Origin of the sequence: Arsukibacterium sp. UBA5043, from assembly GCA_002415085.1 — a bacterium.
GTDB lineage: Bacteria > Pseudomonadota > Gammaproteobacteria > Enterobacterales > Alteromonadaceae > Alishewanella.
Genome location: DIBV01000013.1, coordinates 152,956 through 165,897, shown reverse-complemented (window position 1 = coordinate 165,897; position 12,942 = coordinate 152,956). Strand labels below are relative to the sequence as shown.

Annotated in this window: 10 protein-coding genes; 6 read left to right on the top strand and 4 right to left on the bottom strand. The window is 47.5% G+C overall.

What is annotated here, in order from left to right:
• The first annotated feature begins 120 nt into the window (after positions 1–120).
• Both B2Q61_RS12235 and B2Q61_RS12230 read left to right on the top strand, forming a co-directional pair.
• Positions 121–567, top strand: coding sequence for a DoxX family protein (locus tag B2Q61_RS12235; RefSeq protein ID WP_290620582.1), 447 nt, complete (start codon positions 121–123; stop codon positions 565–567).
• 188 nt (positions 568–755) lie between these two features.
• Positions 756–1,445: a pirin family protein gene (locus tag B2Q61_RS12230; RefSeq protein ID WP_290620584.1), complete on the top strand. Its 690-nt coding sequence runs from the start codon at positions 756–758 to the stop codon at positions 1,443–1,445.
• Positions 1,446–1,508: 63 nt separating this feature from the next.
• On the opposite strand, the gene ubiK is transcribed toward B2Q61_RS12230, so the two are convergent.
• Positions 1,509–1,796: a ubiquinone biosynthesis accessory factor UbiK gene (gene ubiK / locus B2Q61_RS12225; RefSeq protein WP_290620586.1), complete on the bottom strand. Its 288-nt coding sequence runs from the start codon at positions 1,794–1,796 to the stop codon at positions 1,509–1,511.
• Positions 1,797–1,921: 125 nt separating this feature from the next.
• Between ubiK and rep the strand changes: the two genes are divergently transcribed.
• Positions 1,922–3,937: a DNA helicase Rep gene (rep, locus tag B2Q61_RS12220; protein ID WP_290620588.1), complete on the top strand. Its 2,016-nt coding sequence runs from the start codon at positions 1,922–1,924 to the stop codon at positions 3,935–3,937.
• A 50-nt stretch (positions 3,938–3,987) separates the two neighbouring features.
• Here the strand turns inward: rep and B2Q61_RS12215 are convergent, their stop codons facing one another.
• Both B2Q61_RS12215 and B2Q61_RS12210 read right to left on the bottom strand, forming a co-directional pair.
• Complete coding sequence (locus tag B2Q61_RS12215) at positions 3,988–5,841, bottom strand: sensor domain-containing diguanylate cyclase (protein ID WP_290620590.1); 1,854 nt, start codon at positions 5,839–5,841, stop codon at positions 3,988–3,990.
• Positions 5,842–6,004: 163 nt separating this feature from the next.
• The gene (locus B2Q61_RS12210; RefSeq protein ID WP_290620592.1) at positions 6,005–6,397 is read right to left on the bottom strand and encodes a c-type cytochrome; all 393 of its coding nucleotides are present in this window, start codon (positions 6,395–6,397) and stop codon (positions 6,005–6,007) included.
• Positions 6,398–7,005: 608 nt separating this feature from the next.
• Between B2Q61_RS12210 and polA the strand changes: the two genes are divergently transcribed.
• Positions 7,006–9,798, top strand: a complete 2,793-nt coding sequence (gene polA, locus B2Q61_RS12205; RefSeq protein WP_290620594.1) for a DNA polymerase I — start codon at positions 7,006–7,008, stop codon at positions 9,796–9,798.
• Between the two features lie 450 nt (positions 9,799–10,248).
• Here polA and yihA read toward each other — a convergent pair whose 3' ends face one another.
• Positions 10,249–10,866, bottom strand: coding sequence for a ribosome biogenesis GTP-binding protein YihA/YsxC (gene yihA, locus B2Q61_RS12200; RefSeq protein WP_290620596.1), 618 nt, complete (start codon positions 10,864–10,866; stop codon positions 10,249–10,251).
• 181 nt (positions 10,867–11,047) lie between these two features.
• Here yihA and B2Q61_RS12195 point away from each other — a divergent pair, with 181 nt between their 5' ends.
• Both B2Q61_RS12195 and B2Q61_RS12190 read left to right on the top strand, forming a co-directional pair.
• The gene (locus tag B2Q61_RS12195; RefSeq protein WP_290620598.1) at positions 11,048–11,674 is read left to right on the top strand and encodes a c-type cytochrome; all 627 of its coding nucleotides are present in this window, start codon (positions 11,048–11,050) and stop codon (positions 11,672–11,674) included.
• 592 nt (positions 11,675–12,266) lie between these two features.
• Complete coding sequence (locus tag B2Q61_RS12190; protein ID WP_290620600.1) at positions 12,267–12,935, top strand: class I SAM-dependent methyltransferase; 669 nt, start codon at positions 12,267–12,269, stop codon at positions 12,933–12,935.
• The last annotated feature ends 7 nt before the right edge of the window (positions 12,936–12,942 follow it).

The window sequence follows — 12,942 nt, the reverse complement described above, 5'->3', positions numbered from 1 at the left end:
CAAAAGGCTCCGCTTTTTTAAAAGCTAGCATAGCGCTATCTTTACCACATCGACAGGTTGTTCGCGGTCGAGTGAGCAACTAAACCTTCCTTAACCATTAAATATTTTGACAGGTGACTTATGAAAACATTAATTGCGAAACTGACTTCTACTAATGCGGGCTGGTCGGCATTGGCACTGCGTGTGCCGGTAGGTGTGATATTTACTGCCCATGGTGCGCAAAAGTTATTTGGCTGGTTTGGCGGCTATGGCCTTGAAGGCACAGCCGGCTGGATGGACAGCATTGGCTTAAGCCCGGGCATGCTGATGGCGATTTTAGCCGGTGCGGCTGAGTTTTTTGGTGGCCTGGCATTAATCATCGGCTTATTAACCCGGCCGGCCGCAGCAGCTTTATCAATAGCGATGCTGGTCGCCATTTTTGCAGTGCATTTTGCAAACGGCCTGTTTATGGCGAATAACGGTTACGAATTTGGTTTGGCGCTATTGGCGGCCAGTGTTTCACTGTTGTTTAGCGGTGCAGGCAAATTGTCGGTAGATAAGCTTGTTGCCAAAAAACTGAATAGCTAACTGGTGATTCCGAACTCTGAACAGAATCAGGGAGCAAGGTAGCTGACATACTCACTTCACCGGCTTCAAGGAGCACATCCCTGTGCCCCTTCAGCCTGCGCAGCATCCGTGCTGCTGTTACGTAAGCATGTCAGCCACCGTGCCTTTTAACTTCAACATTCACGTAAACAAAATGGCGGGAATATACTATGTTGACGCTACGCAAAGCCGACGAACGCGGCAAAGCTGAATTTGGCTGGTTGAAAAGTCGTCACAGCTTTTCTTTTGGCAGTTATTACGACCCGGCACATATGGGTTTTTCAGCGCTAAGAGTTATTAACGATGACTGGGTGGCCCCCGGCGCTGGCTTTGATAGCCACGGCCACCGCGATATGGAAATTATTACCCTGGTGCTGCAGGGCGCTATCGTCCATAAAGATTCCGCCGGCAATGAAAAAATATTGCCGGCCGGTGAGTTTCAGTTAATGAGTGCCGGCAGCGGCGTGTATCATTCTGAATATAACGCCAGCCAGACGGAAGAGCTGCGCTTTTTACAAATCTGGATTATGCCCGATAGGCAGGGTGGCGCGCCGGGTTATCAGCAGCAGCATTTTGCCAGCAAGCCAGGACTAACCCTGATTGCCTCAGCTGATGGCCGGGATGGCAGTTTAGTGCTGAAACAGCAAGCGCAATTACTGCGCGCAAGTATCAGTGCTGACGAGCACCTTACCTACCCGGCAGCGGGACGCAAACTTTATCTGCATTTAATCAGTGGAGAATTGAAGGTCGGCAACCATACCGTTTATCCGGGTGACGGTGTTATGGTAAGTGACCAAACCGACCTGCTATTAATGGCCACAGCAGATAGTGAAGCCTTGCTATTTAATCTACCATTATGATTAAGCAAGCAGTTATCGTATCTCCCGGCATCAAGGCAAAGTAGTGTTGCCGGGTTTTGCAGCTTACTGCTGATCGGCTGTCGGCAGATCGGTTTGTGAGTCAGTAGTCACATTTTGTGCCAATAAGGCCGCGACCTGCTGCTCAAGTTGTTCAACCTTTTGCCTGGTGCGCAACAATACCTGGCGCTGCACATCAAATTCTTCGCGACTGACAAAATCCAGGTTAGCCAGCTTTTGCTGCAGTACCTGCTTCACTTTGGCCTCAGTATCATCGGCAAACTGCTTTATCTGCGGTGGCAGTGCATTGCCAATTTGCTTGGCGATATCTTCAATTTTTTTGGGATCTAACATAATCGTCTCCTGTTACCCGGTCTGGCGTAGTAATACGTCTATTCTACGGAGATAAATTCAGAACGCGAATGCTATTTGCCGCTAATTTTGGTTACAATGCCGGCCCCGGGGTCAAGGTGCAGGTTATGCAGTTAAATTCGCAACAAAACGCCGCTGTAACGTATATTGCCGGCCCCTGTCTGGTGCTGGCGGGTGCGGGCAGTGGTAAAACCCGGGTCATTATCAATAAAATTGCTTATCTAATTCAGCAATGTCAGCTACCTGCCCGCCATATCGCTGCTGTTACCTTTACCAATAAAGCGGCGCGGGAAATGCGTGAGCGTATTCAGGCCCAGCTACCGAAAACCGCAACCCGCGGCCTGACCATTTCTACTTTTCATACTCTTGGTCTGGAAATTATTAAAAAAGAGTACCGCCATATTGGCTACAAGCCCAGCTTCAGCCTGTTTGACGATCAGGACAGTATGGCGCTGTTAAAAGAGCTGACCACCAATGAGTTTCAGGGTGATAAAGACTTATTAAAAGCGCTGCAAAGTAAAATATCCGGCTGGAAAAATGATTTAACCTTGCCGGCGCTGGCTATCCAGCGCGCGAGCGACCCGCAAAGTATCAGCTTTGCTAATTATTATCAGCAGTACAGCGACCAGCTAAAAGCCTATAACGCGTTAGATTTTGATGATTTAATTCTGATCCCGACCTTGCTGTTTCAGCACAACAGTGAAGTCAGGCAAAAATGGCAGCAGAAAATTCAGTATTTGCTGGTCGACGAATACCAGGACACCAATACCAGCCAGTATGAGCTGGTTAAGGCACTGGTAGGTGAACGGCAGCGTTTTACCGTGGTGGGCGACGATGACCAGTCCATTTATTCCTGGCGTGGCGCCCGGCCGCAAAATCTGGTGTTGCTGAAAACAGATTTTCCCAATTTAAATGTGATTAAGCTGGAGCAGAATTACCGCTCGGCTGAGCGGATTTTAAAAGCGGCCAATATTCTGATCGCCAATAATCCGCATGAATTTGAAAAGAAGCTGTTCAGTCAGAACAGTTACGGCGTGCCGCTCAGAGTACTGCCCTGCAAACATGAAGAAGACGAAGCTGAAAAAGTGGTGGCCGAGATTATTTCGCACCGCTTTATTAACCGCAGTGAATACCGTGATTATGCCCTGCTGTATCGAGGTAATCATCAGGCGCGGGTATTTGAAAAAGCCCTGATGACCAACCGCATTCCGTATAAAATTTCCGGCGGCACCTCGTTTTTTGCCCGCAGTGAAATTAAAGACGTGATGGCCTACCTGCGGCTGCTGGTAAACCAGAATGACGACAACGCTTTGCTGCGGATTATTAACGTGCCGCGCCGGGAAATAGGCGCAGCGACCTTGCAGCAGGTGGGTAATCTGGCTAACAGTAAAAATATCAGCCTGTTCGAAGCCTGCTGTGATATGGAACTATCCATGCACTTGTCGGCCCGGGCCCAGCAGGCGGTACAGCAGTTTGCTAACTGGATAAACCAGGTGGCCGATAACGCCAAGCGGGCCGATCCGGCGGAAGCAGTGCGCGACTTAATCCGGCAGAGCCATTATGAAGCCTGGTTGTTTGAAACCAGTAACAGCCCGAAAGCAGCTGAAATGGCGCTGAAAAATGTCAACGAACTGTATCGCTGGATCAGTACCATGCTGGAGGGTGATGACGAGCATGACGCCATGACCCTGCCAGAGGTGGTAACCCGGCTGACCCTGCGCGATATGATGGAGCGCCAGCAGCAGGAAGATAACGCCGATCAGGTACAGTTGTTAACCTTGCATGCCTCAAAGGGCCTTGAATTCCCGTATGTGTTTATGGTGGGTATGGAAGAGGGTTTATTACCGCACCAGAGCAGTATTGATGAAGATAACGTGGAAGAAGAACGACGACTGGCGTATGTCGGGGTCACCCGGGCCCAACGTGAACTGATTTTCACTTACGCCAAAGAACGTCGCCAGTACGGCGAAGTAATACGGCCTGAACCAAGCCGTTTTTTGCATGAATTACCGCAGGACGATTTAGAGTGGCAGCAGACGGCGCCGGTGAAAACCGAACAGCAACGCCAGCAAACCGGCCAGGCCCATTTGGAGCGACTGCGCCAGATGTTGAAAAAAGACTAATTCTGACTGTTGTAATATGGCAATAGTGGGCAGGCGCGTCAGGTACTAATTTAGTCGGCGCCAAGTGCACGAAGCATCTGGTCGCGCATTTTGTCCTGAAATATCGCATAACGGCCACGACCCAGAGCCTTGGCATGATACATAGCGGCGTCGGCATCACGTAACAATTGTTCACCGTTACTATAGTCCACTTGCATTAATGCAATACCAATACTGACCCCGGAATTAACTTGCTGACCTTCCAGATAATAAGGCTCTCGTATTTTATCAATAATCCGCTGTGCTACTTCTTCGGCGTCATGATCGCCCTGCAGATTTTGTAGTAATACTACAAACTCATCACCTCCCAACCGGGCGGCTAAATCATGCTCACGTACCGCACTTAGAATACGTTTACTGGTTTCGATCAGAAAGGCATCACCAATATGGTGGCCGAGGGTATCGTTTATCAGTTTAAAACGGTCCAGATCAAGAAAAAGCAGCGCCATTCCCACTTCCGGCTGGCGTTTATAGAGCGCAAACTGCCGCTTTAACTGCTCCAGAAACATCTGACGGTTAGCCAGGCTGGTTAACAGGTCGTGATTGGCTTCATAAAACAGCTTTTGCTCTGCTTTTTTCCGCTCCTCTACCTGTAGTCGCAAAAATAAATTGGTCTGACGCAGTTCGCGGGTACTTTCAAACACTTTACGTTCCAGCTCTTCCTGATGCTGCTTTTGTTTTTCTGCTGCCAGTTTTCGCTGAATGGCAACACCGATGTGCTGCGATACGAAGCGCAATATACTCAACTCCTGCTCCGTGTATTCGTAAGCATTGTCATACGATTGCACGGCAATGACCCCAATGACCCGCTGATCTATCAGCAGGGGAGCGCCTAACCAGCATGAGGATAATCTTGCGCGTTGCATTGGGTCTGCCATGCCCCGGCGGATTTCACCCTCTGACGCTAACTGTTCTGCGGCATCAGTGTTAATTAAGCGCGCCTCAGCACACCGAATAACATATTCAGTAAAACCACGGCTAATCGGCCTTTCCCTTGCCGGAGGCGAATACTGGTCAAGATAAAACGGGAACGTCAGTTTGGTCTGATCGCTATTTAGCAGTGCGATGTAGCAGTTGTCTGCCGACATCAGTCCCGCCAGTACCTTATGCACGGCTTTATAAAAACTTTGCATATCACGACTACTGGACGTCAGCTCAGAAATTTCATATAAGGCAGCCTGCAGCCGTTCAGCGTTCGTGCGTTCTTTAATTTCTTTTTGTAATGACTGGTTAATCAGCTGTAATTGCTGGGTTCGTTCCTGGACGGTCAGCTCCAGCAGTTCACGGCTTTTCACCCGATCCAGCGCAGTGACGGTGTGGCCGCCGATGCTCAGAAACATCGCCAACTCTTGGTCGCCATAGCGATAATCGCTGTCATAAGTTTGAATCGCCATTACGCCGATTAGCTGCTCATCGCGCCACAATGGAATCCCCATCCAATGGGTGCATTCAGAACCCTGTGCCCGAATATCGCCATTTGCAATCATGGCGTTAAACTGGTTTTTATCGCACAACAAGGGTTTGCCTGTTTTGGTAACATAACCTGTCAGGCCACTGGAAAATGCAGTTGAAGGTACTTGCTTGATATATTGCTGGTCTTTTTCGTCAGAAAAATATTGTAGCTGGTATTGTTCAGTGCCCATCTCGTAAAGCACGACATAAAAGTTTTCAGCATGCAGCAGCTCTGACACCATTTTATGGATAGCCGGATAAAATTCCCGCATATCACTGATGGTACTCGCCAGTTCCGACAATTTTAACAGCGCGCCCTGAATAGTATAAGCCTGCTTATAGCGGCCAATCAGGGTAGTTAACCGGCGGGCTTTGGCTTTTATTAGTTGGAGTTGTGATCCATTTAGCTTCAACTTATTTCTGCTCTGCTTATGCTGGTTTGAGAATAGCCCTTATTATGCACAAAGTTTCGCCACATGGAAGCCGTGAACAGTCAAACAGGGAGAAAATCGTGCCTTTTTTAAAAACAAAAACCGTGCTTTGCACGGTTTTATTCTGGTTGACGCGATTGTTTTGTTACACGCCGTCGGTCATAAACCGGATAGCAGCCGCAATTTCATCTTCACTGCAGGTGGCACAGGTACCCATCGCCGGCATATTATTAAAGCCTTCTATAGAATGTTTTAACATTACATCAAAGCCCTGGGCAATGCGGGGTTTCCAGCTGTCGGAGCCAGGCTTAGGTGCATCTAAGGCGCCCGTACCATGACATGCAATGCAAGCACCATTATATACTTGTTCACCAGAGCGGGGGCCAGAGGCCACGGCAGCCACTTCGGCTTGCTGGCCGGCAATATACACCTGGCCTACCGGCGCAATGCGTTTGGCTAATTCTTCATTGTTGTCAGTGCTGGCGGTCGCACCAATCGCCAGCAACATTGTAGCCAGCGCAAAAGTTAGTTTCTTCATTAAAAGTTTCCCATAGCTGAAGCCAGTTTCATATTGCTGGCATTATAGCCTGCAAGCTAATGCAATTAAAAGACTGCAATGCCGATCTGAACTGCCGTTTTATTAATCAATCCGGGATCAAGGGTACTTACGGCAAAATAATCCGGCGGGATCAACCATGCTTTCGCCATTTCGGTACCCCGCTAAGCCTTGTCAATGTTGCTTTATGCTTTTAGCTTCTTTAACAGCTAACCTTTAATAGCGAAATTATTTAAAACAACTACTATGCATCGGTCCGGTTTGTGGTAGTCTACTCGACCTACTAAGTCAGGGATTGATTAAGTTGTCTAGCCCCACCCAGACCCCGTAGAAAGTTTTTCCACAAAGTAGATGTAAAATAATAATAACAAGGGCGTTTGCGATTTCCCCCTCAGTTACTATATAGATCAAACAGTTAAACAGCTTTCTTACCCATCATTTTTTTAAATGCGTGGCGCTACCCTATTAGTTTTGCACAAAGTTATCCACAGCTTATCAGTTAAAAATCCTTCTTTGTTCACTGCGGCAATTCTGGCTGTCAACAGAGGGCTGTGGCATGCTATGACAAATTTCCAGAGGACAGTTTAACCATGGTATATATTCCAAAGAATCCGTTGATTTTAGTTGATGGTTCGTCTTACCTCTTTCGCGCCTATCATTCTCCGCCACATCTAACTAACTCCCGTGGGGAAGCCACCGGTGCCATTTATGGCGTGATCAACATGCTGAAAAGTTTGTTGCGTCAATACAATCCCAGCCATATGGCGGTCGTTTTTGATGCCAAAGGTCCAACTTTTCGCAACGAAATGTTCGGTGAATATAAAGCTAACCGTCCGCCGATGCCCGACGATTTGCGTAGCCAGATTGAACCAATTCATCAGATAGTGCGAGCCATGGGCTTACCCTTGCTGTGCATCAGCGGCGTGGAAGCTGATGATGTTATTGGCACCCTGGCCCGGCAGGCTAGCAGTGCCGGGCGGCACACGCTGATTTCTACCGGTGATAAAGATATGGCGCAGCTGGTAGATGGTCACGTTACCCTGATCAATACTATGACTAACACTCTGCTTGATCCTGAATCGGTCGTCACAAAATTTGGGGTAGCTCCGGAAGCAATAATCGATTATCTGGCACTGATGGGTGACAAAGTCGATAATATTCCTGGCTTGCCTGGCGTCGGTGAAAAAACAGCCGCCGCCTTGTTGCAGGGATTGGGGTCGATTGACAATATCTATCAGCAGCTTGATAAAGTAGCCGGACTGAATTTTCGTGGCGCCAAAACCATGGCTGCCAAGCTCTCTGAGCACAAAGAGCAACTACAGTTATCGTATCAGCTGGCGACGATAAAAACCGATGTGGAACTGAATTGCCAGCTGGATGATCTGGCCATTCAGCCGGCAGACCAACAGCAACTGGCCGAGTTATACCGCCATTGCGAGTTTAAACGCTGGCTGGCAGAAATTCTGCAGCACAAGGCACCCGAGCTGCTGGCCACGGCCGAATCGGCACAGCCAGCTGGTCAGAATAATGCAGAAGCAGAAGCGCCTGCAACCGTGACACCAACGCTGGATCGCAGTCAATATAAAACTATTCTGAACCAGGAAGACTTTACAGAACTGCTGCAGGTGCTGGATAGCGCCGAACTGACCGCCATCGATACCGAAACCACCAGTCTCGATTATATGCAGGCCGAGTTGGTTGGGATGTCTTTTGCCGTAGCACCCGGCCAGGCCTGGTATTTACCGTTGGCGCACGATTATGTCGGCGCACCTGAGCAACTGAACCGTGAAGATGTGCTGGCTGCCCTGACCCCCTGGCTGCAGAATAACAACAAAGCGAAAGTTGGCCAGAATCTGAAATACGACAGCAGCGTTCTGGCACGGTATGACATTAATCTGCAAGGTATCTGCTTCGATACTATGCTCGAATCGTATGTGTTTAATTCGGTAGCCAGCCGGCATGATATGGACAGCCTGGCGCTGAAATATCTGGGACACAGTAATATCAGTTTTGAGGATATTGCGGGTAAAGGTGCTAAACAGCTTACCTTTAATCAGATTGCTCTGGAACAGGCGGCGCCTTATGCAGCAGAAGATGCCGACGTTACCCTGCAGTTACATCTTAAACTATGGCCTCAACTTGAGGCCGAACCCGGCCTGAAGAAAATACTGACTGACATCGAAGTACCGTTACTTTCTGTGCTGAGTAAAATTGAGCGACATGGTGTGCTAATCGATAGCAAAGTACTGGCTCAGCAGAGCCAGCAACTAGCAAAACGGATTGATGAGCTGGCAGAGCAGGCCTATGAGCAGGCGGGACAGACTTTCAATATGGCATCACCCAAACAGTTACAGGAAATACTTTTTAATCAGATGGGTTTGCCAGTACTGAAAAAAACACCGGGCGGCACGCCATCCACGGCCGAAGAAGTATTAGCTGAACTGGCCCTGGAATATGAATTTCCAAAATTGATTACCGAGCACCGCGGTTTAAGTAAGCTGAAATCAACCTATACCGATAAACTGCCCAAAGTGATAAACCCGACAACAGGTCGGGTTCATACCTCTTATCATCAGGCCATTGCCGCTACCGGCAGGTTAAGCTCTACTGAGCCTAACCTGCAGAATATTCCAATTCGTAGTGAGGAAGGACGGCGTATCCGCCAGGCCTTTATCGCCCCGGCCGGGAAAAAAATACTGGCAATCGATTATTCTCAGATTGAACTACGGATAATGGCGCATCTTTCAGATGATAACGCCTTGCTGGATGCTTTTGCAAAAGGCTTAGATGTCCATAAAGCGACGGCTGCAGAAGTATTCGGTGTCGCGCTGGATGAGGTTAACGCTGAACAGCGTCGTCAGGCCAAAGCCGTTAACTTTGGTCTGATTTATGGTATGTCAGCGTTCGGCCTTGCCAAACAACTGGGGATCAGTCGCAGTGAAGCCCAAAGCTATGTGAATCGTTACTTTGACCGGTTTCCCGGAGTATTACGCTATATGGAAGACACCCGCAAACAGGCGCATGAATTGGGCTATGTCGAAACCCTGTTTGGTCGCCGTTTATATTTGCCTGATATTAATGCCCGGAATATGGGCCGGCAAAAAGGTGCGGAACGGGCCGCCATTAATGCGCCGATGCAGGGCACCGCTGCCGACATTATCAAAATAGCTATGATTAAAGTGGATGGCTGGCTCGCCAGCCAGTCCGGTAGTGAGGTAAAAATGATCATGCAGGTACACGATGAACTGGTATTTGAGGTGCCTGATAGCGACTTAAACCGGGTACAAACTGAGCTGGTTGCGATAATGGAAAGCGCCGCCAGTTTAAAGGTGCCATTGCTGGCTGAAGCGGGCAGCGGTGACAACTGGGATCAGGCCCACTAACACTTCTGACTTAGCAATTAATGGTAATTAAATTACCATTAATTGCCAAAAGCCGGCCAATAATGTTTTTTTGTAGTTTTATTACATAAAAAACTTGCAATCGTCGGCTGAGTGGTTAAAATTTGTGTTGTAGGGTACAGAGGTAAGATGTTCTATCTTTCAGCGCTACGCCACTAGCCCAGGCATGGTGTGCAAGCAATAGAAAGTAGGCTTATTTAGCCGCCCCGCTGTTTTCAGCGGGGCGTTTTTTTATCTGAAATTTAGTAAACTGTAAAATAACTACGATAAAACTGAAATTTAGCAATATATTTTAGAGTAAATACTTCAAACCGGGCAGATTTATTGTATAATGACGCGGTCCTAGCGATAGGACACCCTGTTGATTTGAATTATTAGCTTCTCCCCGTTTGCTATAACCGACACTGCCTGGTGTCGGTTTTTTTATGGTTGCTAACTTGCCGGATTAGAGTCAAACCAGCTATCCAGTGTCTGCTCAAATTCATCCATCCCAAGTTTGGTCAGTGAACTGAACATGTGAACAGTCACATCGCCCATAAAAGCTAACGACGCTTCCCGAACTTCCAGTAAAGTTTTTTTACGGGCACCCGAACCCAGCTTATCAGCTTTGGTTAATAAAATTAGCACAGGCAAATCACTTTGCACCGCCCAGTGCACTAATTGCTGATCTAAATCTTTTAATGGATGGCGAATATCCATTAATACCACCAACCCTTGCAAGCTCTGACGCTTTTCAAGATATTGGGACAACGATTTCTGCCACTTTTCCTTTACCGCTAACGGTACTTTAGCAAAACCATAGCCAGGTAAATCAATCAATCTTTTGTCTTCTGCAAATCCAAAAGTATTAATAAGTTGAGTTCGACCAGGTGTTTTACTGGTTCTGGCTAAACTATTTTGCCGCGTCAGCGTATTTAATGCACTGGATTTACCAGCATTAGAACGGCCGGCAAAGGCAACTTCGATGCCGGTATCCGCCGGTAATGCCTTAATATCAGGGGCGCTGGTTAAAAAACTAGCTTGTTGGTAATTGAATTTTGCTTTGTACACTGCCTGCTCCGGCGGTTAAATTTGGGCCATTGTAACGGATCTGGCAGATCGGAAGAAGCTTTTGCCGCGCAGATGGGATTTTACTTTCAGTAGTTTCGTGTAAAATGGCAGCACAGATTCTTTTAAACTCACTTGCTTGCCAGCTTGCTGGCAGTTTAATGCGGACAGAGATGGATATAAAATGAAAAAACTCGTACTTCCACTGACGCTGTTAATCGGTTTAATCGGTACAGCCCACGCTTTTGATGGCGATGCTGAAGCAGGCAAAGCAAAAGCAACAACCTGTGTCGCTTGTCATGGTACTGACGGTAACAGCATGGTAGATATTTATCCCAAAATTGCCGGCCAGCATGCTGAGTACCTTTATAAACAATTAACTGATTATAAACTGGGAATGACCACGGGCGGCAAGGAAGGCCGTAACAATGCCATCATGTTCGGTATGGTCGCGTCACTGAGTGACCAGGATATGAAAGACCTGGCAGCTTATTTTTCGTCACAATCGATGAGCAGTGGTACCACACCGGAAAATGTGATTGCCGAAGGTGAGAAATTATACCGTGGTGGCGACGAGGCACGTGGTATTGCAGCCTGTATTGCTTGTCATGGACCCCGCGGTGTTGGCACCAGCCTTGCTGGCTTTCCAAAGATATCCAGCCAGCATGCTTCTTACCTGAAAGCAACGCTGATGGAGTTTCGCAATGGTACCCGTGCCAATGATATGAACGGTATGATGGGTGACATTGCCAGAAAACTAAGCGATGAAGATATTGAAGTATTGTCGCAATATCTGGGCGGCCTGCACTAATCTACCTTGCCGAACAGGGTCTGGGCCCTGTTCGGTGCCATTATTTTGTGAGATATATCTCACACAGCTGTGCGAAATTGACCATAAAATAAAATTATTGAACTTATCTTACTCCCGCCATAAAACCATAAGTCATTGTTTCTGAATCGATTAAACCATAAGCCATGATTAATACTGCATTTTTTTTCGGCAGAGACTTGTCATCTGCTCAGATCAGAGTAAATTAAACACAGTTACGTTTAGTAACAAATAACAACAGGGAAATGCGCAAGCGGCAAGGAAGTAAGTGCCGATATCGGTACACTCTATTTGGCATCAGGAAGGTGCATCGCGTTGCAAAACGCCCAGGGATGAGTAATAAAGTACCAGGATGGTCGTAAAGAATAAAATTTTATACACGGAAGATAAGCAATAATATAGGGAACTTAAATTAACAGGGTCGTTGTAAACGCATCAGGATGATTTAGCGAAATTGAGAGAAGTGTCCACGTAGGCACAAGTATAAACGGGGCGATAAGGCGATCTTATCGCCCTTTTGTTTTTTATAAAAAACGACTGTCTGATGCGACCGTGTTTTGAGTAAGGTATTTTGTTGATTGCAATTAAGGCAGAGCCTGCTAATTCCTTTTGTCCGCTGTGCCGGGCCCGCTCACCCGCTTTATTTTATCAGGATAAACAACGCCAGTATTTTCGCTGTGATCAGTGCGCGTTGGTGTTTGCTGACCGCGCGGCCATACTTAGCAGCGAAAGCGAATATGCACAGTATTTACTGCATAATAATGATTTGAATGATAACGGATACCGGCAATTTCTGACGCGTTTAAGTGAGCCGTTACTGGCTGCGCTGAAAGATACAGGCCTGGCAGGCCTTGATTTTGGTTGCGGCCCCGGTCCATTGTTAGCAAAGATGCTTGGTGATGCCGGGCATAATATGCAACTGTGGGATCCGTACTTCGCTGCTAATCCTGCTGCATTACAACAACGGTATGATTTTATCTGTTGTAGCGAAGCAATAGAGCATTTTGTTAATCCCGGAATAGAGTGGCAATTGTGGCAGCAATTATTGAAGCCGGCCGGAACACTGGCGATAATGACCAAACGCTATACCGATTTAAATGCCTTTAGCCGCTGGCATTACAAGACGGATCCCACTCACGTCAGTTTTTTTCATCAGGACACTTTTCGCTGGTTAGCGACACAAACAAAAATGACTGCAGACTTTGTAACGAATGATGTGGTGATCCTGCAGAAATCTGGTTAAAATATGC

Excerpts from the sequence above, each read along its gene's own strand:
- B2Q61_RS12235 (WP_290620582.1), top strand. The coding sequence starts at position 121 with ATGAAAACATTAATTGCGAAACTGACTTCTACTAATGCGGGCTGGTCG.
- B2Q61_RS12230 (WP_290620584.1), top strand. The coding sequence starts at position 756 with ATGTTGACGCTACGCAAAGCCGACGAACGCGGCAAAGCTGAATTTGGC.
- ubiK (WP_290620586.1), bottom strand. The coding sequence starts at position 1,796 with ATGTTAGATCCCAAAAAAATTGAAGATATCGCCAAGCAAATTGGCAAT.
- rep (WP_290620588.1), top strand. The coding sequence starts at position 1,922 with ATGCAGTTAAATTCGCAACAAAACGCCGCTGTAACGTATATTGCCGGC.
- B2Q61_RS12210 (WP_290620592.1), bottom strand. The coding sequence starts at position 6,397 with ATGAAGAAACTAACTTTTGCGCTGGCTACAATGTTGCTGGCGATTGGT.
- polA (WP_290620594.1), top strand. The coding sequence starts at position 7,006 with ATGGTATATATTCCAAAGAATCCGTTGATTTTAGTTGATGGTTCGTCT.
- B2Q61_RS12195 (WP_290620598.1), top strand. The coding sequence starts at position 11,048 with ATGAAAAAACTCGTACTTCCACTGACGCTGTTAATCGGTTTAATCGGT.